At 74.5% G+C, this 23,164-nt stretch carries 21 protein-coding genes; 12 read left to right on the forward strand and 9 right to left on the reverse strand.

What is annotated here, in order from left to right:
- The first annotated feature begins 57 nt into the window (after positions 1–57).
- Genes J3473_RS12900 through J3473_RS12915 form a run of 4 tightly spaced genes read left to right on the forward strand, consistent with a single transcriptional unit; the run spans position 58 to position 3,021 of the window.
- Positions 58–729 carry a glycosyltransferase family 2 protein gene (locus J3473_RS12900; protein ID WP_207024017.1) on the forward strand — a complete coding sequence of 224 codons (672 nt, stop codon included), beginning with the start codon at positions 58–60 and terminating at the stop codon, positions 727–729.
- Positions 726–1,427 (forward strand): DUF2064 domain-containing protein, encoded by a 702-nt coding sequence (locus J3473_RS12905; RefSeq protein WP_157577359.1) that lies wholly within the window; start codon positions 726–728, stop codon positions 1,425–1,427. Before J3473_RS12900 ends, J3473_RS12905 begins: the two co-directional genes overlap by 4 nt.
- Positions 1,424–2,599, forward strand: a complete 1,176-nt coding sequence (locus J3473_RS12910) for a molybdopterin-dependent oxidoreductase (protein WP_207024020.1) — start codon at positions 1,424–1,426, stop codon at positions 2,597–2,599. Before J3473_RS12905 ends, J3473_RS12910 begins: the two co-directional genes overlap by 4 nt.
- A complete protein-coding gene (locus J3473_RS12915) occupies positions 2,596–3,021 on the forward strand; it encodes a hypothetical protein (protein WP_207024021.1) in 426 nt (141 codons plus the stop codon). The genes J3473_RS12910 and J3473_RS12915 overlap by 4 nt, the downstream gene beginning before the upstream one ends.
- Here the strand turns inward: J3473_RS12915 and J3473_RS12920 are convergent.
- Positions 2,988–4,781 carry an alpha/beta-hydrolase family protein gene (locus J3473_RS12920; RefSeq protein WP_207024023.1) on the reverse strand — a complete coding sequence of 598 codons (1,794 nt, stop codon included), beginning with the start codon at positions 4,779–4,781 and terminating at the stop codon, positions 2,988–2,990. The two genes, J3473_RS12915 and J3473_RS12920, sit on opposite strands and share 34 nt — an antisense overlap.
- A 157-nt stretch (positions 4,782–4,938) precedes the next feature.
- Here J3473_RS12920 and pdhA point away from each other — a divergent pair, with 157 nt between their 5' ends.
- The 4 genes from pdhA to J3473_RS12940 are packed head-to-tail and all read left to right on the forward strand — an operon-like array spanning position 4,939 to position 10,058.
- A complete protein-coding gene (pdhA, locus tag J3473_RS12925; protein ID WP_036829081.1) occupies positions 4,939–6,138 on the forward strand; it encodes a pyruvate dehydrogenase (acetyl-transferring) E1 component subunit alpha in 1,200 nt (399 codons plus the stop codon).
- On the forward strand, positions 6,135–7,106 hold the full coding sequence (locus J3473_RS12930; protein WP_030527052.1) for an alpha-ketoacid dehydrogenase subunit beta: 972 nt from the start codon (positions 6,135–6,137) through the stop codon (positions 7,104–7,106). Before pdhA ends, J3473_RS12930 begins: the two co-directional genes overlap by 4 nt.
- A gap of 15 nt (positions 7,107–7,121) precedes the next feature.
- Positions 7,122–8,606 (forward strand): dihydrolipoamide acetyltransferase family protein, encoded by a 1,485-nt coding sequence (locus J3473_RS12935; RefSeq protein ID WP_207024025.1) that lies wholly within the window; start codon positions 7,122–7,124, stop codon positions 8,604–8,606.
- A 3-nt stretch (positions 8,607–8,609) separates the two neighbouring features.
- A complete protein-coding gene (locus tag J3473_RS12940) occupies positions 8,610–10,058 on the forward strand; it encodes a hypothetical protein (protein WP_207024027.1) in 1,449 nt (482 codons plus the stop codon).
- Positions 10,059–10,180: 122 nt separating this feature from the next.
- Here J3473_RS12940 and J3473_RS12945 read toward each other — a convergent pair whose 3' ends face one another.
- The 3 genes from J3473_RS12945 to J3473_RS12955 all read right to left on the reverse strand — a co-directional run bounded on the left by J3473_RS12945 (position 10,181) and on the right by J3473_RS12955 (position 12,540).
- The gene (locus J3473_RS12945) at positions 10,181–11,338 is read right to left on the reverse strand and encodes an RNA polymerase sigma factor (protein ID WP_207024029.1); all 1,158 of its coding nucleotides are present in this window, start codon (positions 11,336–11,338) and stop codon (positions 10,181–10,183) included.
- Positions 11,335–11,742, reverse strand: coding sequence for a YciI family protein (locus J3473_RS12950; protein ID WP_207024031.1), 408 nt, complete (start codon positions 11,740–11,742; stop codon positions 11,335–11,337). The genes J3473_RS12945 and J3473_RS12950 overlap by 4 nt, the downstream gene beginning before the upstream one ends.
- Positions 11,743–11,844: 102 nt before the next feature.
- Entirely contained in the window at positions 11,845–12,540 is a 696-nt protein-coding gene (locus J3473_RS12955) for a sulfotransferase family protein (RefSeq protein WP_207024033.1), read from the reverse strand.
- 73 nt (positions 12,541–12,613) lie between these two features.
- Here J3473_RS12955 and J3473_RS12960 point away from each other — a divergent pair, with 73 nt between their 5' ends.
- Together J3473_RS12960 and J3473_RS12965 are read left to right on the forward strand one after the other, a co-directional pair.
- The gene (locus tag J3473_RS12960) at positions 12,614–13,801 is read left to right on the forward strand and encodes an acyl-CoA dehydrogenase family protein (RefSeq protein WP_207024184.1); all 1,188 of its coding nucleotides are present in this window, start codon (positions 12,614–12,616) and stop codon (positions 13,799–13,801) included.
- A 286-nt stretch (positions 13,802–14,087) separates the two neighbouring features.
- Positions 14,088–15,299 carry an MFS transporter gene (locus tag J3473_RS12965; protein WP_051750232.1) on the forward strand — a complete coding sequence of 404 codons (1,212 nt, stop codon included), beginning with the start codon at positions 14,088–14,090 and terminating at the stop codon, positions 15,297–15,299.
- On the opposite strand, the gene J3473_RS12970 is transcribed toward J3473_RS12965, so the two are convergent.
- The 4 genes from J3473_RS12970 to J3473_RS12985 form a co-directional block, all read right to left on the reverse strand.
- Entirely contained in the window at positions 15,280–17,124 is a 1,845-nt protein-coding gene (locus J3473_RS12970) for an MDR family MFS transporter (protein WP_207024035.1), read from the reverse strand. The two genes, J3473_RS12965 and J3473_RS12970, sit on opposite strands and share 20 nt — an antisense overlap.
- On the reverse strand, positions 17,121–17,597 hold the full coding sequence (locus J3473_RS12975; protein ID WP_242525851.1) for a MarR family winged helix-turn-helix transcriptional regulator: 477 nt from the start codon (positions 17,595–17,597) through the stop codon (positions 17,121–17,123). The genes J3473_RS12970 and J3473_RS12975 overlap by 4 nt, the downstream gene beginning before the upstream one ends.
- A 141-nt stretch (positions 17,598–17,738) precedes the next feature.
- Positions 17,739–18,215: an SRPBCC family protein gene (locus J3473_RS12980; RefSeq protein WP_207024036.1), complete on the reverse strand. Its 477-nt coding sequence runs from the start codon at positions 18,213–18,215 to the stop codon at positions 17,739–17,741.
- A complete protein-coding gene (locus tag J3473_RS12985) occupies positions 18,215–19,063 on the reverse strand; it encodes a maleylpyruvate isomerase family mycothiol-dependent enzyme (RefSeq protein WP_030527040.1) in 849 nt (282 codons plus the stop codon). The genes J3473_RS12980 and J3473_RS12985 overlap by 1 nt, the downstream gene beginning before the upstream one ends.
- A 28-nt stretch (positions 19,064–19,091) precedes the next feature.
- On the opposite strand from J3473_RS12985, the gene J3473_RS12990 reads away from it, so the two are divergent.
- Both J3473_RS12990 and J3473_RS12995 read left to right on the forward strand, forming a co-directional pair.
- Positions 19,092–21,116, forward strand: a complete 2,025-nt coding sequence (locus J3473_RS12990; protein ID WP_242525852.1) for a cytochrome c oxidase assembly protein — start codon at positions 19,092–19,094, stop codon at positions 21,114–21,116.
- An 83-nt stretch (positions 21,117–21,199) separates the two neighbouring features.
- The gene (locus J3473_RS12995) at positions 21,200–22,006 is read left to right on the forward strand and encodes a nitrilase-related carbon-nitrogen hydrolase (protein ID WP_207024040.1); all 807 of its coding nucleotides are present in this window, start codon (positions 21,200–21,202) and stop codon (positions 22,004–22,006) included.
- Positions 22,007–22,186: 180 nt separating this feature from the next.
- Here J3473_RS12995 and J3473_RS13000 read toward each other — a convergent pair whose 3' ends face one another.
- Positions 22,187–23,107 carry a hypothetical protein gene (locus J3473_RS13000; protein ID WP_207024042.1) on the reverse strand — a complete coding sequence of 307 codons (921 nt, stop codon included), beginning with the start codon at positions 23,105–23,107 and terminating at the stop codon, positions 22,187–22,189.
- Between the last annotated feature and the right edge of the window lie 57 nt (positions 23,108–23,164).

Here is a 23,164-nt window from a genome sequence, read left to right on the forward strand (position 1 = left end):
CGAGGGAGGCCGTGCGCTCGGCGCGTCCGGGTGACCGCGACCACCTAGGCTCGCGCCGTGACCACCTGCGACCTCGTGCTGCCGTGCCGTGACGAGGCGGCGGCCCTGCCCGGCGTGATGGCGCGCGTGCCCGAGGGCTTCGCGGTCATCGTCGTCGACAACGGCTCCCGCGACGGCACCGCCGAGGTCGCCCGCGGCCTCGGCGCCACCGTCGTCGAGGAGAGCCGGCCGGGCTACGGCGCGGCGGTCCACGCCGGCGTCGAGGCGGCCAGGGCCGAGTACGTCGCGGTGCTCGACGGCGACGGGTCGATGGACCCCGCCGAGCTCGTGCCGCTGCTGGAGGAGGTCCGACGCGGCGAGGCCACGATGGCCGTCGGCCGCCGCCGCCCGGGCGCGCGCGGCGTCTGGCCGTGGCACGCCCGCACCGGCAACGCCGTCGTCCTCGCGTGGCTGCGCCGGCGCACCGGCCTCTCCGTCCGCGACATCGCGCCGGCGCGCGTCTGCCGGCGCACCGACCTCCTCGACCTCGGGGTGCAGGACCGCCGCTTCGGCTACCCCGTCGAGCTGCTCGTCCGGGCGCAGCGGGCCGGCTGGACCATCACCGAGCACGACATCACCTACCTGCCCCGGGCGGCCGGCACCAGGTCGAAGGTGTCGGGCTCGGTCCGCGGCACGCTGCGGGCGGGCCGCGACTTCGCCCGCGTCCTCGCGACGGAGGCCGGCCGGTGAGGGGCAGCATCCTCGTCATGGCCAAGGCGCCCGTGCCCGGCCAGGCCAAGACCCGCCTCGCCGCCCGGGTCGGTGACGAGGCCGCGGCCGACCTCGCCGCCGCGGCCCTCCTCGACACCCTCGACGCCGCCGCACAGGTCTGGCCGCGCGGCCGCCGCGTCCTCGCGCTCGCCGGCGACCTCTCGCAGGCCCTGCGGGAGAAGTCGATCCGCCGGAGTGCCGCCGACTGGCACGTCGTGCCCCAGGGTGGCGTCACCTTCGCCGAGCGCCTCGTCGACGGCCACCGCCAGGCCCACCGGCTCGCCGGCGGGCCGGTCGTCCAGGTGGGGATGGACACCCCGCAGGCCCATCCCGACCAGCTGCGCGCGGTCGCGGACGCCGCCCACGACCACGACCGCCCGGTGCTCGGGCCCGCGCTCGACGGCGGCTGGTGGGTGCTCGTGACGACCCACCCGCACCAGGCGCGCGTGCTCGCCGGGGTGCCGATGAGCCGCGACGACACCGGCCGCCTCACGGCCGCGGCGCTCACCGAGGCCGGCCATCCGCCGGTCGAGGGGCCGGCCCTGCGCGACGTCGACGAGGTCGAGGACGCGCAGGCCGTCGCGCTCGAGGCGCCGGGCACCCGGTTCGCCGAGCGGTGGCGCTCGCTCGTGCTCCTGCCCGAGGCCGACCGCGGCAGCACGGGCGCGAGCCGATGAGCGAGCGGGCGCTGCGCGGGCTCGCCGCGCGCCTCGACGCCCGGATCCCCCGGCCGGAGGACTTCGACGACACCCTGCGCGGCCCGCGCACGGCGGCCCGCATCGGCGTCTGGCTCGGGCCGGCGTTCGTGCTCTGCTTCCTCACCGGCCTGTTCAGCCACGCCCTCCAGCACCCCGGCTCCTTCCCGCTGCCGACCGGTCCGACCCGCCTCTACCAGGTGACCCAGGGCCTGCACGTCGCCGCGGGGACGGCCGCGGTCCCGCTGCTGCTCGTCAAGCTGTGGTCGGTCTTCCCCCGCTTCTTCGAGCGGCCGCCGCTCGCGCCGCGGCGGCTCGTCCTGCACCTGCTCGAGCGCGTCTCGGTCTTCTTCCTCGTCGGGTCGGCGGTCTTCCAGCTCGCGACCGGGCTGGCCAACTCGGCGCAGTGGTACCCGTGGCGCTTCGACTTCATCCGCTCGCACTTCGCGATCGGATGGGTCGCCGTCGGGTCGATGATCCTCCACGTCGCGGTCAAGCTGCCGCAGGTGCGCGCGGCCTTCGGTGCGCCGCCGGAGGCCCGCCCGGCGCGGGCCGGCACGCCGTCGCGTCGCTCGCTGCTGCGGACGACGTGGCTGGCCTCCGCGGTGGCGGTCGTCGCGACCACGGCCGTCGAGCTGCCCGGGCTGCGCCGGGTCGCGCTGCTCGCGGTCCGCTCCGGCACCGGCCCCCAGGGGATCCCGGTCAACCGCAGCGCGGTCGGGGCGCTCGTCGCCGACCTCGCCGTCGACCCCGCGTGGCGGCTCAAGGTCACCGGGCCGTCGGGCACGGTCGAGCTGTCGCGGGACGACCTCCTCGCGATGCCCCAGCGGTCGGTCGTCCTCCCCATCGCGTGCGTCGAGGGCTGGAGCGCCAGCGGCACGTGGGGCGGCGTGGCGGTGCGGGACGTCGTCGCGCTCGTCGGCGGCACGACGTCCGACGACGTGACGGTCCGCTCGATGCAGCCCCGCGGCGCCTACCGCGAGTCGACGCTGCCGTCCGCCTGGGTGGCCCGTACCGACTCCCTGCTCGCGCTGTCGCTCGCCGGCGAGCCGCTCGACCCCGACCACGGGTACCCCTGCCGCCTCATCACCTCGGCGAGGCCCGGTGTGCTCCAGACCAAGTGGCTCGGCGAGGTCGAGGTGGTCCGGGCATGAGGGCCGCCCGGCTCGCGCTCGGTGCCCTCGGCCTGGCCGCGCTCGCGTGGGGGCTGCTCCTCGTCGCCGACCTCGGCCCGCAGGTCGTCGACGTGCTCGTGTGGGTCGTCGGCGGCGTCCTCGCCCACGACGCCGTCCTCGCGCCGGTCGTCGTCGGGCTCGGCGCGCTGCTCGCGCTCGTCGCCCCGCCGTGGCTGCGCCCACCGCTCGTCCGGCTGCTCGTCGTCCTCGGGCCCCTCACCCTCGTCGCCGTCCCGGTGCTCGGCCGCTTCGGTGCGCGCCCCGACAACCCGACCCTGCTCGACCGCCCGTACACCACCGGCTGGTTGGTCATCGCGGCGGTCGCGGTGCTGCTCACCGTGGTCGCGGCCCTGCGGGCCCGGCGCGCTCAGCTCGTCGACGAGACCGAGCCGCGTCCGTAGGGGTGCGGGCGCTTCGCGACGACGTCCGAGAGCCGGGTGAGGCCCGCGGCGTCCCAGCCCTCCGGACGCGTGATGGCCACCCAGGCGCGCAGGTTGGCCGGCGCCGAGTAGAGGTGCCCGTAGCCCATCGGGACGCTGCCGGCGCCGGGCAGGTCGAGCAGCACCTGCACCATCGTCACGAGCGGGAACCAGCCCATCCGTGGTGAGACGTCCGGACCCCGCTGGTCGGCCCGCAGCCACGCCGGCGGGGTGAACGCGAGGTCGGTGCTGAAGAACACGACCGGGTCGGACGCGTGCTGGAGGTAGACGACGCGGGTCGGCCCCCACTGCCCCGGTGTCCGGTCGACGTCCCGCGTCTCCGAGGCGAAGCGCACGGTCCGCCCGCCGCCGTACACGGGCAACGACGCAGGGCTGCCGGCATCCCGTTCGGCGACGAGCTGGGCGTGCACCGGTGAGACGAACGGCGGCCCGACGAGCAGCGCGCCGTCGATCGGCTCGTTGATGAGGTTGAAGGACCCGAGGATGCTCTCGACCCCGTACGCGCCGAGCGAGAGCCCGTAGAGGTAGAGGCGGGGTCGGCTCTCCTCGGGCAGCGTCGACCAGTAGCGGTGCACGGCCGAGAACACCGTCTGCGAGGTCTCGCGCGCCGAGTCCTGGTCGGCGAGCAGCGAGATCCAGCTCGGCAGGTACGAGTACTGCACCCCGGCGATGGCGGTGTCACCGTTCCACAGGTACTCGAGCGGGTCGGTGCCGTTGCGGTCGAGGTACCCGGTGCCGGTCGTCGTCGCGAGGACGAGCACCTTGCGCTCGAAGGCCCCGGTCCGCTGGAGCTCGCGCAGGACGAGCTGCGCCCGCTCCTCGGCCGTCTCGGCGCTGCGCAGCCCGACGTAGACGCGCACCGGCAGGCGGGCGCCGCCGCCGGTCACCGCGTTGATGGCGTCCACGCTCGGCCCGCCGGACACGAAGCCGCGCCCCTCGGCGCCGAGGTCGGCGAAGTCGACGAGCGAGCCCGGGCCGCCGGAGCGCACCGGCGCCGTCGGGGCGCGCGAGGCGCTGGAGACGACCTGGTCCGACGGGGCGAAGAGGGCGTTGGCGCCGGCGAAGAAGGCGTTGACCAGCACCCCGGTGAAGGCGGCCCAGAGACCGACGACGACGAGCGTGCCGCCGAGCAGCGCCGAGACGCGGCGCGGCATCCGGCGGTTCAGCCGGCGGCGCACCGCGAGGAAGGCCCAGGCCACGGTGCGTGTCACGAGCAGGAGCCCGACCGCCGCCAGGACCGTCACGGCCGCGACGAGCGGCCAGCCGTCCGGCCCGATCGGCGGCATCCCGTAGAGGACCCGGATGTCGTTCTGCCAGCCGACCTGCTTCCACGCAGCGAGGACGAGCGCGGCGACAGCGACCGCGGCGGCCGCCCCGACGACGGCCTCGTGCAGGCGGCCACGCAGCCGCGGGATGCCGAGGTAGGCGCGCAGGGCCGAGAGGGCCGTCCCGGCCGCGTAGCCGAGGAAGAGGCTGACCCCCGAGATGGCGCCCTGGACCACGGATGGGCGCGGCAGCAGCGAGGGCGCGAGCGAGGCCGCGGTGAAGACCGCCCCGAGGAGCAGCCCCGGCCCGGAGAAGCGGGCCTCGGTGATGCGCGACGGCGCACCGAGGGGCGGCTCGAACCGCTGGAGGCGCGCGCCGGTGGCCGCCAGGCGGGCCACGAGCGGGACGGCCCGGCCGCGCCGGTCACCCGGCCGTGCGCGCGTCTGCAGGGTCATCGTCCTCGTCCCGTGGGTCCCGTCGCGGCGTCGGACCGCCGCACCGGTCAGGGTACGGTGGCCCCGACACCGGCCGTGACCCCTGCCACACCCCGCAGCGACGTCGCGACGCCCCCGAGAACGGCCCCCCACACCGGGGCCCGAGAAGGAGTGCCCAGTGAGCGACAACGAGGTCGCCCCCCTCGAGACCGCCTTCGGCGTCGACCACCACGTGACCACCGCGGAGGCCCCCGAGCGCCCGGCGCACGAGGGGGGCCCCGAGATGGTCCAGCTGCTCAGCCCGGAGGGCGAGCGGGTCCCGAACGCCGAGCTCGACGCGCTCGTCGACGAGCTGTCCGACGAGGCCCTGCGCGGCCTCTACCGCGACCTCGTCCTCGTGCGCCGGTTCGACGCCGAGGCCACCGCCCTCCAGCGCCAGGGTGAGCTCGGCCTGTGGGCCAGCCTGCTCGGCCAGGAGGCGGCCCAGGTCGGCTCCGGCCGGGCGATGCGCCGTCAGGACTACGCCTTCCCGACCTACCGCGAGCACGGCGTCGCCTGGACCCGCGGCGTCGACCCGGTCAACCTCCTCGGGATGTTCCGCGGCGTCAACCACGGTGGCTGGGACCCCAACGAGAAGAACTTCCACCTCTACACGATCATCATCGGCGCCCAGACGCTCCACGCGACGGGCTACGCGATGGGCGTGCAGCGCGACGGCGACGTCGGCACCGGTGACGAGCGCCGCGACACCGCCGTCATCGCCTACTTCGGTGACGGCGCGACCTCGCAGGGCGACGTCTCGGAGGCGCTCGTCTTCGCCGGCGTCAACAACAGCCCGGTCGTCTTCTTCTGCCAGAACAACCAGTGGGCGATCTCCGAGCCCAACGAGAAGCAGACCCGTGCGCCGCTGTGGCACCGGGCCCGGGGCTTCGGCTTCCCCGGCATCCGCGTCGACGGCAACGACGTCCTCGCGGTCTGGGCGGTCACCAAGCAGGCGCTCGACGCCGCCCGCTCCGGCCAGGGCCCGACCTTCGTCGAGGCCTTCACCTACCGGATGGGCGCGCACACGACCTCCGACGACCCGACGAAGTACCGCGTCTCGGCCGAGGTCGAGGTGTGGAAGCACCGCGACCCCATCGAGCGCTACAAGCGCTGGCTGACGACCACCGGCAAGGGCGACGCCGACTTCTTCGACGCCGTCGACGCCGAGGCCGACGAGCTCGGCACCTCGGTCCGTGAGCGCTGCCTCGCGATGCCCGACCCGCAGCCCTCCGAGATGTTCGACCACGTCTACGCGACCGAGCACCCGGTCACCGCGCGCGAGAAGGAGTGGTTCGCCGGCTACCACGCGTCCTTCGAGGAGGAGGGGGCCCGATGAGCACCACGACGATCGCCAAGGGCATCACCTCGGGCCTGCGGGCCGCCATGGAGAAGGACCCCAAGGTCGTCCTCATGGGCGAGGACATCGGCAAGCTCGGTGGCGTCTTCCGCGTCACCGAGGGCCTCCAGAAGGACTTCGGCGAGGACCGCGTCATCGACACGCCGCTCGCCGAGGCCGGCATCATGGGCACCGCGATCGGGATGGCCCTGCGCGGGTACCGCCCGGTCGTCGAGATCCAGTTCGACGGCTTCGTCTACCCGGCCTTCGACCACATCGTCAGCCAGGTCGCCAAGCTGCACGCCCGCTCGCTCGGCTACGTGAAGATGCCGCTCGTCATCCGCATCCCGTTCGGCGGTGGCATCGGCGCGGTCGAGCACCACAGCGAGTCGAACGAGACCTACTTCGCGCACACGGCCGGCCTGCGGGTCGTCGCGTGCAGCAACCCGCACGACGCGCACTGGATGATCCAGCAGGCGATCGAGTCCGACGACCCCGTCGTGTTCTACGAGCCCAAGCGGCGCTACTGGGACAAGGGTGAGGTCGGCGACGGCCCGGACGGCGCGCTGGGCTCGGCCCGCGTCCTGCGCGAGGGCACCGACCTCACGCTGCTGGCCTACGGCCCGATGGTCAAGACCTGCCTCCAGGCCGCGCAGGCGGCGCAGGAGGAGGGTCGCTCGCTCGAGGTCGTCGACCTGCGCTCGCTCTCGCCGCTCGACGAGGGAGCCATCCTCGCGTCGGCGCGCAAGACCGGCCGGGTCGTCGTCGTCCACGAGGCCTCGACCTTCCTCGGCATCGGCGCGGAGATCTCGGCGATGGTCACCGAGCGCGCGTTCTACGAGCTCGAGGCGCCCGTGCTGCGCGTCGGCGGTTACAACGTCCCCTACCCGCCGAGCCGTCTGGAGGAGGAGTTCCTCCCCGACCTCGACCGGGTCCTCGACGCCGTCGACCGTTCGCTCGCGTACTGAAAGGCACCGCCGCAGATGGCTCTTCGTGAGTTCAAGCTCCCCGACCCGGGCGAGGGTCTGACCGAGGCCGACATCGTCACCTGGCACGTCGCCGTCGGTGACACCGTCAAGGTCAACGACGTCGTCGTCGAGGTCGAGACGGCCAAGTCGCTCGTCGAGCTGCCCGTGCCGTTCGCGGGAACCGTGTCAGCGCTGCACGTCGCCGAGGGCGACACCGTCGAGGTCGGCACACCGATCATCACCGTCGACGACGGCGTGGGCGGCGCGTCCGCTCCTGCCGCTCCGGCGCCCGCCGCGGCGCAGGAGCCGGCGGCTCCGGCAGCTCCTGCCTCGGACGGCGAGGAGATCGGCGAGGGGCTCATCGGGGGCACGACCTCGACCGGCCGCACGGCCGTCCTCGTCGGCTACGGCGTCAAGCAGACCGAGGCCGTCCGCCGTCCCCGCAAGGGCGCCGCGACCCCGGCCCCGGGCACGTCGCCGTCCCCCGCGCCCGTGCAGCAATCGACGAATGTGTCGACTTCTGTACGGTCGGACGCCCGGCCGGACGCTTCAGGCGTGCAGGAATCGTCGAAGGTGTCGACTTCTGCACCGTCGCAAGCGGGGACGGGCGCCCGCGCGCTGGCCAAGCCGCCGGTGCGCAAGCTGGCCAAGGACCTCGGAGTCGACCTCGGCTCCGTGACGCCCACCGGTGACGGCGGCGTCGTCACCCGCGCCGACGTCGAGGCCGCGGCCTCCGGTGCCTCGCAGCCCCCTGCGGCGGCCCCCGACCGCGGAGCAGAGACGGGCACCCGCGAGACCCGTGTCCCGGTCAAGGGCGTCCGCAAGATGACGGCGCAGGCGATGGTGGGCTCCGCGTTCACGGCCCCCCACGTCACCGAGTGGGTCACCGTCGACGTCACCGCGACGATGGAGCTCGTCGAGAACCTCAAGCGCGACAGGGAGTTCCGTGACGTCAAGGTCACGCCGCTCCTCGTGCTGGCCAAGGCCATGTGCGTGGCGGTGCGTCGCAACCCCGAGATCAACGCGAGCTGGGACGAGGCCGCCCAGGAGATCGTCCTCAAGCACTACGTCAACCTCGGCATCGCGGCCGCGACGCCGCGCGGCCTCGTCGTCCCCAACATCAAGGACGCCGACCGGATGACGATGCGCGAGCTCGCCGACGCGATCGCCGGCCTGACCGCGACCGCCCGCGAGGGGCGCACCCAGCCGGCCGACATGTCCGGCGGGACGCTGACGATCACCAACGTCGGGGTGTTCGGCGTCGACGCGGGCACGCCGATCCTCAACCCCGGCGAGTCGGCCATCCTCGCGTTCGGCTCGGTCACCCGCCGGCCGTGGGTCGTCGGCACCGGGGCCGACGAGCGCATCGAGCCGCGGTGGGTCACGACCCTCGCGCTCTCCTTCGACCACCGCCTCGTCGACGGCGAGCTGGGCTCGCGCTTCCTCGCCGACGTCGCGGCCCTCCTCGCCGACCCCGCCCGCGGGCTGGTCTGGGGCTGACCCGTGGCGACGGGGGAGCACGGGGTCGTCTTCCCGACGGCCGGTGACCGACGCTCGACGTCGGCCACCGGCCGCGGGGTCGTCGCGGACGCCCTACGCCCTGTCGACCCCGTCGGCGCGGGCGCGGCCGAGCGCGAGACCAACTGGCGCAGTGGCTATCTCACCCACTTCCGCCGCCTCGTCGAGGCGGGGCTCCCCAGCTACTCGGACGCCCGCTCGGTCGCGGAGGCCGGGCTCGCGTCGGTCCACCATCGGATGCGCTGGAGCCCCGACGGCGCCGAGGAGCACCCGCTGTCGGCGGCCGTGGCCGGTGGCACCGCGCCCGGCGTCGAGACGCTGGCCGGCGGCGGCCGCGCCGACACCGCGCTCACCATCCCCTACCGCGGGCGCCGGCTCGCCGGTGACGACCTGCGCCGCCAGCTCGACGCGTGGGTGGACGCCGACGTCGTCGAGCCGAGCCTGCGCGACGCCGTCACGGCCGTCCTCGAGAACCCCGAGTGGCTGCGGCTCGACGGGCGCACGGTCGTCGTCCTCGGGGCCGCGGCCGAGATGGGCCCGCTGCGCTCGCTCCTGCGCTGGGGTGCCACCGTCGCCGCGCTCGACCTGCCGCGCCCCGAGCTGTGGACCCGACTGCTCGACGACACCCGCGGCCTGGCCGGCACCCTCGTCGTGCCGGCGCGCCCGGGTGACGGCGACCTCGCCCACCGCGCCGGCGTCGACCTGCTGCACGACCTGCCGGACGCGACCGCGTGGGTCGGCGGTCTCGAGGGACGTCTCGTCCTCGGCAACTACGTCTACGCCGACGGCGCGACCAACGTCCGGGTCAGCACCGCCGTCGACGCGCTGACGCAGGCCGTGCTGGCCCATCGCTCCGACACCGCGCTGTCCTTCCTCGCGACGCCGACCGACGTCTTCGCGGTGCCCGGCGAGGCGGTCGACGCGTCCGTCGAGGCGTACGCGACCCGGCGCACCTCGAAGGTCCTGCGGGTGCCGCTGCGCACGCTGTCGGGCGGGCGCCTGCTGCGGCGCAGCTACGTCCCGGGCACGGAGCCCGGCATCAACGACTCCGTGGTGCTCCAGCAGGGGCCGAACTACCTGCTGGCCAAGCGGATCCAGCGCTGGCGCGCGACCGCGGCCCGCGCCGCCGGCACGACGGTGTCGTTCAAGGTCGCGCCGCCGACCCGCACGCGCTCGGTCGTCAAGAACCGGGCGCTGGCGGCGGCGTACTCGGGGGCACACCGGTTCGGGGTAGAGGTCTTCGAGCCCGGCACCGCGAACACCCTGATGGCGGCGTTGCTCGTCCACGACCTCGCCCAGGGCTCGCCGGCGCACGACCACCCGTGGCAGGACGAGGCGTACGCCGCGGCCCACGGCGGCCTGTGGCGGACGGCCTACGACCCGCGCAGCGCGCTCGGGCTCGCGGCCCTCCTCGGCGCCGCCTCCGCCCGCTGACCCACCCTCTGCCCCTCCTTCTCCCCGAACGTGTGTGAAATCGCCGGTGGACCCCGGCGATTTCACACACGTTCGCGATGAGGGAGGCGCTGGGAGGGGAGCCGGGAGCCCGGGAGCCGCGGTCAGGGGTCGCGGCGGTGGGGCGCGAGGCGGGCGGCCTGCCGGGTCAGGTGGTCGCGCTCGTCGGTGCGCGTCGCGGCGGCCGCGGCCTTCGCGTAGAGGCGCGCCGCGTCCGCGAGGTCGCCGGCGCGCTCGTGGAGGTGGGCGGCGACGGCGGCGTACCGCGGGAGCGAGGGGTCGAGCTCGCGCAGGGCCCGGAGGCCGGCGGCCCCGCCGTCCGCCTCACCGACCGCGACCGCCCGGTTGAGCCGGTGGACGGGGCTGCCGGTCAGCGCGATGAGCTCGTCGTACCACTCGACGACCTGCACCCAGTCGGTCTCCTCGGCCCGCAGCGCGTCGGCGTGCAGCGCCGCGACCGCCGCCTGCGCCTGGTACTCGCCGAGCCGGTCCCGCGCCAGCGCGTCCTGGAGCAGGTCGATGCCCTCCGCCGCCAGCCGCCGGTCCCAGCGCGAGCGGTCCTGCTCGGGCAGCGGCACGAGCCGGCCCTCGGCATCGCGTCGCGCCGCCCGCCGGGAGTGGTGGAGCAGGAAGAGCGCGAGCAGCCCGCGCACCTCCGGCTCGTCGGTGAGCGTGACGAGGTGCCGGGCCAGCCGGATGGCCTCCGCCGCGAGGTCGACCTCGCCGGCGTAGCCCTCGCTGAAGACGAGGTAGAGCACCCGGAGCACGGTCGCGAGGTCGCCGGGGACCCCCAGCGGCACGTCGGCCACGGTGCGCTTGGCCCGGCTGATGCGCTGCGCCATCGTCGCCTCGGGCACGAGGTGGGCCTCGGCGATCTGCCGGGTCGTCAGCCCGCCGAGCGCCCGCAGCGTCAGGGCCGTCGCGGCAGACGGCGAGAGCGACGGGTGGGCGCAGAGGAAGTACAGCCACAGGGTGTCGTCGGACGCCGCGGCACGGCCGGGCGGGGGCTCGTGGTGGAGCCGCTCCTCCCGGGCCCGGCGCGCGGCGTCCGAGCGGACGAGGTCGACGTGCCTCCGCCACGCGACCGTGACGAGCCAGGCCCGGGGGTCGCGCGGCGGCTGCTCGCCCCACTGCTCGTGCGCGGCGAGCAACGCCTCCTGCACGGCGTCCTCGGCCGACGCGAAGTCCGCGCCGCGCCGGAGGAGGACGCCGATGACCTGCGGCGCCAGCTCGCGCACGAGCGTGGGGTCGAGCGCGCTCACTCGACGGCGTTGGGCCGGTCGTCGAGGAACGGCCGCAGCTCGAGCCACTCGCCGATCGGGACGCCGCCCGCGCCCGGCGCCGACGACAGGACGGACGCGACCTCGAGGGCGCGCTCCTCGGACTCGACGTCGATGACCATCCATCCGGCGATGAGGTCCTTGGTCTCGGCGAACGGCCCGTCGACGACCGGTGGCCGGCCCTCGCCGTCGAACCGGACCCACGTGCCGCCCGGCGAGAGCGCCTGCGCGTCGACGAACTCGCCGCTCTCGCGCAGGTCGTCGGCGAGGTCGTCCATGAACCGCACGTGCGCGTCGACCTCCTCGGGCGTCCACCGGTCCATCGGCACGTCGTGCACCGCGGTCTTCGGGCCGCGGTAGTGCTTGAGCATCAGGTACTTCGCCATCGGTCTCTCCTCGGTGTGGTGCGGCCCATTCTGGCCGCGCTCACCCCTGGGTCGGAGCCGCCGACGGGTTCTCGACATCGCCGCCGGACCGGTGGTGCGGGCTCAGGCGTCCGGCGGGGTCGGGGGAGCGCTGCGGGCGAGGAACTCCTCGCGGGTGTTGACCTTGGGGAAGGGGGCGTCGGGCGCGGCGACCCCGAGGGCGTCGGCCAGGGGCTGCCAGCCGTCGCCGGGCTGCCACTCGACGAGGCGGTCGGCCGGGACCTCGTCGCGCACCTGGCGACCCCAGTCCTCGTAGAAGCGCATGGCCGTGGCCGCGTCGTCGAGCGCCTCGGGGCTGCCGAGCATCCGCTGTCCGAGGACGGCCATGACCTCGGTCATGTCGCGCCGCTCGTCGGCCGGGACCTCGGCGAGCCACGGCGGCAGGGCGTCGTCGGGCAGGTCGCCGGCCGACCCCAGGTCCCGCCACCGCCGGATGTTCGGCAGCACCGTCGCATCCATCGACGCCCACCAGGTCTCGGGGTCCGTCCGCCGGGTGAGGAGCACCGGGGCGTCGGGGAAGGCCTCGGCGGCCTCGCGCCAGGCCAGGCAGAACGGGGTGTCCACACCGGCCCCGTACCCGGCGAGGAAGGCCGGCCAGTCCACGTCCTCCCCCCGGAAGGCCGCGGCCCAGGTGCGGGAGTCCCGGGGCCAGTGGAACCACTCGGTCATGTGGTAGCACGGTGCACCGGTCAGCTCGCGCAGCGCGTGGCTGAGCGACATCGTCCCGGTGCGGGGCAGGGCGGCGCCGACGATGCGCACGGGCGACCTCCGAGGATCGGTCATGGGATCCCCGAACGCTAGCCTGCATGATGGGCCCATGAGCTCGTCGACGATGCCGAAGCGCCCCTCCGACCCCCTCGACGTCATCGACGTCGACTCGATGCTCACCGACGAGGAGAAGGCGATCCGGGCCACGGTCCGGCAGGTCTGCGACGACCTCGTCGACCCCCACGTCATGGGCTGGTACGAGTCCGGCGACCTCCCCGTCGCGCGCGAGCTGGCCCGCGAGTTCGGCAAGGTCGGCCTCCTCGGGATGCACCTCGAGGGCTACGGCTGTGCCGGGATGTCCTCGGTCGACTACGGCCTGGCCTGCCTCGAGCTCGAGGCGAGCGACTCCGGCATCCGCTCGCTCGTCTCGGTGCAGGGCAGCCTCGCGATGTACGCCATCCACGCGTTCGGCTCCGAGGAGCACAAGCAGGAGTGGCTGCCGCGGATGGCCGCCGGCGAGGCGATCGGCTGCTTCGGCCTCACCGAGCCCGACCACGGCTCGGACCCCGCCTCGATGCGCACGCGCGCCCGCCGTGACGGTGACGACTGGGTGCTCGACGGCTCGAAGATGTGGATCACCAACGGCACGCTCGCCGACGTCGCGGTCGTCTGGGCCAACGCGGGCGAGGAGCACGGCGGCATCCGGGGCTTCGTCGTCCCGACGGACACGCCGGGGTTCGAGGCGCACGTCATCAAGAACAAGATGTCGCTGCGGGCGTCCGTGACCGCCGAGCTGACCTTCAGCGGGCTGCGCCTGCCGGCGGATGCCGTCCTGCCCGAGGTGCGCGGCCTCAAGGGGCCCCTGTCGTGCCTGTCCGAGGCGCGCTACGGCATCGTCTGGGGGTGCCTCGGCGCCGCGCGCTCGGCCCTGGACTCCGCCCGCCGCTACTCGATGGAGCGCACGCAGTTCGACCGGCCGATCGCCGGCTTCCAGCTGACCCAGGCCAAGCTCGCGCACATGTCCACCGAGCTCCAGCTCGGCCGGCTGCTCGCCCTCCACCTCGGGCGGCGCAAGGACGCGGTCGGGCTGCGGCCGGAGCAGGTCTCGGTCGGCAAGTACAACAACGTGACCAAGGCGATCGAGATCTGCCGCACGGCGCGGACCATCCTCGGCGGCAACGGCATCAGCGGCGAGTACCCGGTGATGCGCCACGCCAACAACCTCGAGTCGGTGCTGACCTACGAGGGCACCGTCGAGATGCACACGCTCGTCATCGGTCAGGCGCTGACCGGCGAGGCCGCCTTCCGCTGACCCTCACCGCTGCGCGCTACACCGCAGTAAGTGCTGCTGTGGCGACAGGTACTGCGGTGTAGCCGGCGCCGGGACGGGGGCGCGGGGAGGCGCAGCGGCGTCGGGACGAGGTGGTGGCGGCCGTCGTGGGGTGATCACCCCCGTTCCTGCGCCGTCGGGCGCGCCACGACGCGCGCCGGAACCGGTTTGTCGCCTCTCGCCTCCCGGGAGCACACTGGAGGCGACCTGTTCCAGAACGCTCGACCCGGCCGGGTGCCCCGGCGGTCGCCCGACCGACGAGGCCCCTGTGCTCGCCCCCTACCGCCCCCTGTTCGCCGTCCCCGGTGCCCTGCCCTTCATCGCCGGGACCGCCCTCTCCCGCACCGGCGGCGCGATGTTCGGCGTCGCCGTCATCGTCATGGTCAGCGAGCGGCAGGGCTCCTACGGCCTCGCCGGCGCGGTCAGCGCCGTCGGGCTCGCGGTGCTCGCGGTCGCCGGCCCGGTGCTCGGGCGGCTCATCGACCAGTACGGCCAGCGCCGGGTCGCCCGGCCCTTCATGGTGCTCTCGGCGGTCGCCGGCCTGGGCACCGCGCTCGCGTCCGGGTTCGGTGCGCCGGTCTGGACCCTCTTCGTCCTCTACGGCGTCAGCGCGTTCCTGCCCGAGCCCGGCCCGATGTCGCGCGCCCGGTGGGCGCACATCTTCCGCGACGACCCGGACCGCCTCCACACCGCGATGTCCTTCGAGCAGGTCGCCGACGAGGCGTCGTTCGTCATCGGTCCGGTCATCGCGGTGCTGGTCTCGACGCTGTGGTTCCCCGAGGCCGGGCTCGTCCTCGCCGAGGTCCTCTTCACCGTCGGCGTCCTCACCTTCCTCGCCGCCCGGGCGACCGAGCCGCCGGTCGTGGCCCGCGCCGACCGGCCCAGCGGGCTCGCGATCCGCCGGCCCGGCCTGCTCGTCGTCGCGACCGCGCTCGTCATGACCGGCGTGATCTTCGGCGCCAACGAGGTCGTCGCGGTCGCCTTCGCCGAGGCCGACGGCAACGCCAGCCTCTCGAGCCTCGTGCTCGGCGGCTTCGCGGTCGGCTCGACGCTCTCGGGGCTGTGGTTCGGCGCCCGGACCTTCCGCTCGACGCTGACGAAGCGCCTGCTCGTCGCCGCCGCGGCGATGCTCGTCCTCGAGGTCCCGGCGCTCCTCGTGGCGAACACGTGGCAGCTGACCGCCGTCATGGTCGTCGCGGGCTCGGCGACCGCGCCGATGCTCATCACGAGCCTGTCGCTGGCGCAGCGTCTCGTCCCGGCCGCCCTCGTCACCGAGGGGATGGCCGTCGCGGTCACCGGCATCCTCATCGGCATCTCGGCGGGGTCGGCGGTCGGCGGCTGGGCCGTCGAGGCCCTCGGGCCGCAGCGCGCCTACGCCGTCCCCGTGCTCGCCGGGGCACTGGCCCTGGCGATCGTCGCGGTCCGCCGTCGGCACCTCGAGGGTGCCGAGGCGGCCCGCGTCAGCTCGCCGGTGCCGTGACCGCCGCGTCGTCGGAGCGTGCCGCTCCGGGGCGCGGTCCCTCCCCGGTCGACCCGCCCCCGGCGTTCGCGCGCTCGGTGTAGGCGGAGCCCTTGCGCAGCTCGACCTGCGGGAGGAACGCCAGCACGACGACGGCGAGCACCATGACGATCGAGCCGACGAGGAACACCACGTCCATCGCCTCCGAGAAGCCCATGAGGAACGGCTTGGCCAGTGCGGGGTCGAGCCCGTTGAGGAACGAGCTGTCCTGGAGGACACCGCTGGAGGCGGCGGCCGACCCGCCGGCCTGGCTCTGCTGGAGCTGCTGCGCGAAGGCCGCGTTGGCCGGGTCGCGCAGGGCGCTCTGGAACTCCGCGGTGGGGGCCACGGTGCGGAACGCGGACGAGATCCGGTCCGGCACGAGGGAGAACAGCACCGTGAGGAAGACCGCGGTCCCGATGGTGCCGCCGATCTGCCGGGTGAAGGTCGCGGTCGACGTCGCGACACCGATCTGCTGCGGCGGGACGGCGTTCTGCACGGCGAGGGTCAGCGGCTGGAAGTTGAAGCCCAGGCCCAGGCCGAAGAAGACCATGATGACCATCGTCTGCCACAGCGGGGTGTCGAACGCGGTGTAGTGCAGCGCGAACAGCGACCCGGTCAGCAGCACGGCGCCGGTGACCGGGAAGAGCCGGTACTGCCCCGTGCGGGAGATGATCTGGCCCGACGAGATCGACCCGGACATGATGCCGAGGGTCAGCGGCAGGAGCAGCAGGCCGGCCTCGGTGGGCGAGGCGCCCTTGACGATCTGCAGGTAGAGGGGCAGGGCGGCCAGCCCGCCGAACATCCCCATGCCGATGATGATCGAGGCGGCCGAGGACACCCCGACGGTGCGGTTGTGGAAGATCTTCAGCGGCAGGATCGCCTCGTCGCCCATCCGGCTCTCCTGCAGGAGGAACAGCACGGCCGCGACACCACCGACGACGTAGGCGGCGATCGAGCGACCCGAGCCCCAGCCCCACTCGCGACCCTGCTCGGCGACGAGCAGCAGCGGCACGAGCGAGACGGACAGGAGCCCGGCGCCGAGCCAGTCGATGCGGTGGTCGAGGCGCTGGTGGCGCAGGTGCAGCGTCTTGGTGACGAGCGCGAGGGCGACGATGCCGATCGGCACGTTGACGAGGAAGACCCAGCGCCACCCGGTGACACCGAAGATGGCGTCGGTGCCGGCGAAGAAGCCACCGATGACCGGGCCCAGCACCGAGGAGGTGCCGAAGACCGCGAGGAAGTAGCCCTGGTACTTGGCGCGCTCGCGGGCCGGGACGATGTCGCCGACGATCGCCAGGGCGAGCGAGAACAGGCCGCCGGCGCCGAGGCCCTGGACGGCGCGGAAGAACGCCAGGCCGGTCATCGAGGTCGACAGGGTGCACAGGACCGAGCCCACGACGAAGATCGAGATGGCCGTGACGAACAGCTTCTTGCGGCCGTAGATGTCACCGAGCTTGCCGTACAGCGGCGTGACGATCGTCGACGTGATGAGGTACGCCGTCGTCGCCCACGCCTGGTGGTCCAGACCCTTGAGGTCGTCGGCGATCGTGCGGATGGCGGTGGCGACGATCGTCTGGTCGAGGGCGGCCAGGAACATCCCGGCCATGAGGGCGATGAGGATGGTGACGATCTGGCGGTGCGAGAGGGCGCCGTCGCCGGTGGGGGCGGCGGGGCCGCCGGCGGTCGCGGCGCGGGTGGCCCCGGCGGCGTGGGCGCCGCCGCTGCCGGCGACGTGGCGGCCGGGACCGCCGGCGCTCGAGTGGCTCGTCGGCTGGTCGGGGTCCGCGTGGCGGGGTGAGCTCATCGGGTGCTCCTGGCGGTCGGGTCGGTGAAGGAGGCCTCGAGGTCCGCGGCGAGGCGGGCCAGGTGGCGGGTGAGGGTGCGGACGTCGTCCTCGCTCCAGTCGGCGAGCAGTCCCTGGAGCCAGCGGTCGCGGCCCTCGCGGATGGCGACGAGGAGCGCGGTGCCCTCGTCGGTCACGGCGAGGACGTGGGCGCGCCCGTCGTCGGGGTCGGGCTCGCGGACGACGAGGCCGTGCTCGACGAGGGTGCTCACCTGGCGGCTGACCGTCGAGACGTCGGAGTGGACGGCGTCGGCGAGCTCGGAGACGCGCAGGGGGGTGCGGACGAGGTTGAACAGCAGCGGGTAGGCCATCGGGTCGACCTGCTCGTGCATGCGGGGGGCACGGGCCCGCGCGACGTGCATGAGCTTGAGCACGCGGACGAGCTCGTCGCCGAGGACGGCCGTCGGCGTCGACGAGGCGGCGCTGAAGGACATCGGACCTCCTCGGGGGTGGGGGCGGACGCGGGCGTCCGGGCGGGCAGTTGTTTGCAGCATACAACTACATCGGCGGACGACGGCACGGATCGGGACCGACCTTCGACAGGCGCGCGGCGGACGACCGCCGGCCGGCGCGCCTCAGAGCGAGCGGGCGCCGAGGTGGTTCAGCAGGTTCTGCGAGAACCGCTGGCCCATGAGCGTCACGACACCCTTCATCGCGGTGTTGACCGCCGGCCTGGTGAGGGCGGGGAACGGCAGGTCCACCGAGATCGTCATCGACGTCTCGAGATGCGTTCCGCCGGAACGCGGTTGCAGCGCGTACCAGCCCTCGACCCCGGCCGACTCCTCGGCGAGCGCGGCGTCCGGGTCGTGCGCGAACTCGATGCGGTGAGGCTCGTCGAACGTCATCCGCTCGGTGAACGAGAACGAGAAGCTCTTCCCGAGCACCGGCACGCGGGTCATCTCCCACACCCAGTGCTCGCCGTGCTCGGTGACGCGCTGGAGGAACGGGGTGAGCCGGGCGATCTCGTCGGGGTCGGTCAGCGTCGCCCAGACGGCGTCGGGCTCGGCACTGACCGTCGCCGCGGACCGGGTCGACGTCGAGAAGCGCGCCATCAGGGCGTGATGGCCAGGGCCGCGAGGACGGACCGGGCGACGGCCTCGTCGCCGTGCACGGTGACCGGCAGCTCGTCGGGGGAGCGCCGGCCGCCGGCCAGCCGCATCGCCACGCGCGTCGACATCGACAGCGAGGTCGTCACGACGTCGGGGTGGTCGGCGTCCTCGCCGGTGAAGAGGGGGATGCCGACGGCGCGGTCGCCGTCCTGCTCGACCCGGACACCGGCGCGGCCGACCGTGGGGCCGGTGAGGTCGAGGACGACCGCCTGGCCGGCGCCGACCCGCGCGTCGCGCGCGACGACCCGGGGCAGGACGGCGAAGAGGCGGCTGACGCTCAGCGCGGCCGCGGGGGTGTCGAGGCCGCCGGGACGGTCGAGGGCCTCGCGCAGGTCCTGCTCGTGCATCCAGACGTCGAAGGTGCGGATGCCGACGAGGTCGGCGAGCGTCGTGCGGCCGAACGGCCCGCGGACCTCCTCCTCGCCGGTGACGCCCTCGGACCGGTAGACCGCGAGGCGCTCCTCGAGCCGCCAGTCGAGCTCGTCGACGAGGTCCTCCGGCGAGCGGCCGCGGCGGGCCTCGACGAACTTCTCGTGCCGCGTGCCGAAGTCGTGACGCAGGTAGTCGTAGCCGCTGACGTCGACGTCCGGGTCGGGGTCGCCGGCCACCATCGACTCGCCGCCGAGGACGTGGGCCAGCTGGTCGGCCACCGTCCAGCCGGGGCAGTCGGTGGGGCGCTCGGCGTCACCGGGGCGCAGCGCGCGGCCGAGGTCGGTCACGCAGCGGACGGTGTGCGCCCACGCGTCGACGACCTCGGCGAAGCCGGTCGGGGCAGGTGGGTGCAGGGACATGTCGACCACAGTACCTACGCTGGGGGGTGTGACCTCCCTGCCGAGCAGCCGCCCCGCGGCCCGTGACGCGACGGGCGACGGCACCGACACCGCCCGCTGGCTGCGGCCGCTGCTGCTGACGCTCGCGGCCGGCCTCGTGGCCCTCGTGCCCGCCGCGCTGCTGACCGGCGCCGCCGACCCGCTCGCGCTCGCCGACCCCGGCCCGGCCGTCCGCTGGGGCGTCCCGGTCGTCGCGACCGTCGGCAACATCGCCTCGTCCACGACCCTCGGCCTGCTGCTGCTCGCCGTCTTCCTCGCGCCCGAGCGCGCCCGCACCGACCGCCGCGGCACGGCCCGGCGGCTGGCCGGCGCCACCGGTGTCCTGTGGGCCGTCGCTGCGCTGCTCGAGGTCGTCCTCACCTTCGCCGACCTGTCCGGGACGCCGCTCACCTCGCCGGGCCTCCTGCCCCAGCTGCTGTCGTTCGCCTGGGCGCTCGAGACCACCCGCGTCCTCGTCATCGCCGCCGGGGTGGCGGTCGTCGTCGCCGCCACGGTCGGCCTGGCCCGCAGCCGCGCCGCGACGGCGTGGCTCGCCGCGCTGACGCTCGTCGCGATCGTCGTCCACGCCCTCAACGGCCACTCGGCCGGCTCGGCGAGCCACGAGGACGCCGTCAACGGCCTCGCCGTGCACCTGCTCGGGGTGAGCGTCTGGGTCGGGGGGCTCCTCGCGCTGGTCATGATGCGGCGCGCCCTGGGCCGCGACCTCGGGGCCACGGTCGGGCGCTTCTCGGTGCTCGCGACGTGGGCCATCGTCGCCGTCGGTCTCTCGGGGCTCGTCCAGGCGTGGATCCGCATCGGCTCGCTCGACGGCCTGACCACGACGTACGGCATCGTCCTGCTCGGCAAGGTCGTCGCCATCGCGGTGCTCGCCGTGCTCGGGGCGCAGCAGCGCCGCACCCTCGCGGCCCGCCTGAGCGCGGATCCGTCCGACGGCCGGGCCTTCGCGCGCCTCGCCGTCACCGAGCTCGCGGTGATGGGCGTCGCCGTCGGGCTCGCCTCCGTGCTCGCGCGCAGCATCCCGCCGGTCCCGGACGCCCTGCCCGACCCCGGCATCGTCCTCGAGCTGACCGGCTACCCCGACCCCGGGCCGTTCGGGGGCGCCGACTGGCTCCTCGCGTGGCGGATGGACTGGCTCTTCGTCGCCGTCGCGGTGCTCGCGGTCGGCCTCTACGTCGCAGGCTTCGTGCGGCTGCGGCGGCGCGGCGACGCGTGGCCGGTGCTGCGGGTCGTCACGTGGACCCTCGGCTGGGCGCTCTTCGTCTGGGCCACGTGCGGGGCGCCGGGCATCTGGGGCAGGGTGCTGTTCAGCGCCCACATGGTGATGCACATGGTCGTCGCGATGATCGTGCCGCTGCTCCTCGTGCCGGCGGCCCCGGTGACCCTGGCCCTGCGGACGCTGGCCGCCCGGCGCGACAAGACGTGGGGACCGCGCGAGCTGCTGCTCCAGGTCGTGCACTCCCGGGCGATGCGGGTGCTGGCCAACCCGGTCGTCGCCGCGGCCGTGTTCTTCTTCAGCCTCGCGGCCTTCTACTACACGGGCCTCTTCGAGCTGGCGCTGACGACCCACACGGGCCACCTGCTGATGATGGCCCACTTCCTCCTGACCGGGTACCTGTTCGTCTGGGTGATGATCGGCATCGACCCCGGGGTGCCGCGCTGGTCGCCGCTCATGCTGCTCGTCATCCTCTTCGCGACCGTGTCGTTCCACGCGTTCTTCGGGGTCGCGCTGACCGGCAGCTCGACGCTGCTCGCGCCGGACTTCTTCACGGCCATCAACCTGCCGTGGGGCCCCGACCCGCTCGCCGACCAGCACACCGCCGGCGAGATCGCGTGGGGCATCGGCGAGGCGCCGACGCTGACGCTGGCCGTCATCGTCGCCGTCCAGTGGTTCCGCAGCGAGATGCGCGAGACCGCGCGCCTGGACCGCAAGGCCGACCGCGACGGCGACGCCGACCTCACCGCCTACAACGCGCGCCTGGCCCGGCTGCGCGAGGAGGCCGACCAGCTCGACTGACCTCCGGCGTCGAGCAGGTGGGCGTACAGCAACCGACGAAGGTGTCGGTTCCTGCACACCGGCGGGTGCGCGAGGATGGGGCGATGCGCATCGCCCTCCTCCAGCTGGCCTACGGCGACGACGAGCCCGCGGGCGCCCGCATCGACCGCGCGGCCGACCTCGTCGCGCAGCAGCGCGGCCACGACCTCGTGGTGCTGCCCGAGCTGTGGGCGCCGACCGGCTTCGACTACACCCGCTGGGACGGTGAGGCCGAGCCGTTGGACGGCCGCTTCGCCGCGGCGATGGCGGACGCCGCCCGCGCGGTCGGCACCCCGCTGCACGCCGGCTCCTTCGTCGAGCGGCTGCCCGAGCCGGGGCCCGACGGCAACACGCTGTCCAACACCTCGCTCCTCTACTCGGGAGACGGCGAGCGCCTCGCCGTCTACCGCAAGATCCATCGCTTCGGGTTCGGCGCCGGCGAGCCGAAGCTCATGGAGGCCGGGGAGGACGTCGTCGTCCTCGACCTGCCCGACGGCGCCGGCGGCACGGTGCGCACCGGCCTGAGCACCTGCTACGACCTGCGCTTCCCCGAGTTCTACCGCCGCCAGCAGGAGGCGGGGGCGTCCCTCCTGCTCGTCCCGGCCGCGTGGCCGCTGGCCCGCGTCGCGCACTGGACGCTGCTCGGGCGTGCGCGGGCGGTCGAGAACCAGTGCGTGCTCGCGCAGGTCAACACCGGTGGCACGCACGCCCGGACGCCGATGGGTGGCCACAGCCAGGTCGTCGCGGCGAACGGCGAGGTCCTCGGCGAGCTCGCGCACACCGACGAGGCCGTGCTCTCGGTCGACGTCGACCTCGCCGCGACGACGGCCTACCGCGAGGCGTTCCCCGTCCTCGCCGACCGCCGCCTCTGACCCGCCCCCCTCCCCTCCCCTCCCCTCCCTTTCCCGGAGTCGAGTGCGGAAGTGGTTGCCGGGGCTGCCACTTCCGCACTCGACCCCAGGCGGGCGGGCGACCCGGTGGAGTCGAGGGCGCTCGCGGTCGCTGGAGCGACCACTTCCGCACTCGACTCCGGACGGTGGGGCGGCGCAGGGTCAGCCGGCCGCGGCGTCGGGGTCGCGCGGCACCCCGAGAGCGACCAGGTCGCCGGCGACGACCCACGGCTCCCGGCGCAGCTCGTCGGTCGTGGCGCGGACCACGATGCGGTCCGGCCGCGTGAGCCCCCGCTGGCGCCGGACGTCCTCGGTGTACTGGCCCACCTCGAGATGGAAGGCCCCGTCGACCTCGAGGACGAGCGTGCGGCCGTCGGGCAGGTCCCACTCGCAGTCGGTGTACCGGCGTCGCCCCGACCGGTCGGTGCGCGCGCGCTGGCGGGCCGGCAGGGCGAGGCCGTAGGCCCGGCACATCCGGACGACGTCGACCTCCCCGAGCGACTCGGACCCGCCCTCGATGTCGCGCAGCAGGGCACGGAAGTCGGCCGCCCGGCGCAGCGGACGCAACGCATCGACCCACGTGAGCAAGGAGGTCGCGTTCGTCAGGCGCTGCTGCACGACGGCGGCCAGCAACCCGGCCGCCGAACGAGGGTTGCGCTCGTGGGCCGCCCAGAGGAGGGCCGCCGGCTCGACGCGGCAGCACGGCAGGGCGCCGGGGCCCCGCAGCCGCTCGAGGGGTCGTCGCGTACGGAACGGTCGGATGCCGTCGACGTGCTGGAACGAGTCCGGGTTGGCGACGATGACGGTGACCTCGTCCCGCGTCCAGCCCGTGAGGCCGTGGACCGCCAGCGCGGTGAGGCCGCCCAGCATCGCGTCCGGTCCGCAGTGCAGGACGGCGACCCAGCGCTCCTGCTCGGGCGACAGCGGTCCGGTCGTCGTCGTGAGCACGGACTCGGTCCGTCGTCGCCAGCGCTCGGACGCCAGCTTGTGCCGGATGACCCCGCGGCTGACGCCGAGCTCCGCGAGCTGGCGCCAGGAGAGCACGTCGGCCTGCTGGTCGGCGAGCGCGCGCCACGAGTCCATCCGCCGACTGTGCCGCGATCGGCCCAGAGCGCCGCGAGGTTCTCCACAGCCCCGGGG

The sequence above is a fragment of the Phycicoccus sp. DTK01 genome (assembly GCF_017312765.1).
GTDB classification, from domain to species: Bacteria; Actinomycetota; Actinomycetes; order Actinomycetales; family Dermatophilaceae; genus Phycicoccus; species Phycicoccus jejuensis.

Excerpts from the sequence above, each read along its gene's own strand:
- J3473_RS12910 (WP_207024020.1), top strand. The coding sequence starts at position 1,424 with ATGAGCGAGCGGGCGCTGCGCGGGCTCGCCGCGCGCCTCGACGCCCGG.
- J3473_RS12915 (WP_207024021.1), top strand. The coding sequence starts at position 2,596 with ATGAGGGCCGCCCGGCTCGCGCTCGGTGCCCTCGGCCTGGCCGCGCTC.
- J3473_RS12920 (WP_207024023.1), bottom strand. The coding sequence starts at position 4,781 with ATGACCCTGCAGACGCGCGCACGGCCGGGTGACCGGCGCGGCCGGGCC.
- J3473_RS12930 (WP_030527052.1), top strand. The coding sequence starts at position 6,135 with ATGAGCACCACGACGATCGCCAAGGGCATCACCTCGGGCCTGCGGGCC.
- J3473_RS12935 (WP_207024025.1), top strand. The coding sequence starts at position 7,122 with ATGGCTCTTCGTGAGTTCAAGCTCCCCGACCCGGGCGAGGGTCTGACC.
- J3473_RS12950 (WP_207024031.1), bottom strand. The coding sequence starts at position 11,742 with ATGGCGAAGTACCTGATGCTCAAGCACTACCGCGGCCCGAAGACCGCG.
- J3473_RS12960 (WP_207024184.1), top strand. The coding sequence starts at position 12,614 with ATGCCGAAGCGCCCCTCCGACCCCCTCGACGTCATCGACGTCGACTCG.
- J3473_RS12970 (WP_207024035.1), bottom strand. The coding sequence starts at position 17,124 with ATGAGCTCACCCCGCCACGCGGACCCCGACCAGCCGACGAGCCACTCG.
- J3473_RS12975 (WP_242525851.1), bottom strand. The coding sequence starts at position 17,597 with ATGTCCTTCAGCGCCGCCTCGTCGACGCCGACGGCCGTCCTCGGCGAC.
- J3473_RS12980 (WP_207024036.1), bottom strand. The coding sequence starts at position 18,215 with ATGGCGCGCTTCTCGACGTCGACCCGGTCCGCGGCGACGGTCAGTGCC.
- J3473_RS12985 (WP_030527040.1), bottom strand. The coding sequence starts at position 19,063 with ATGTCCCTGCACCCACCTGCCCCGACCGGCTTCGCCGAGGTCGTCGAC.
- J3473_RS12995 (WP_207024040.1), top strand. The coding sequence starts at position 21,200 with ATGCGCATCGCCCTCCTCCAGCTGGCCTACGGCGACGACGAGCCCGCG.
- J3473_RS13000 (WP_207024042.1), bottom strand. The coding sequence starts at position 23,107 with ATGGACTCGTGGCGCGCGCTCGCCGACCAGCAGGCCGACGTGCTCTCC.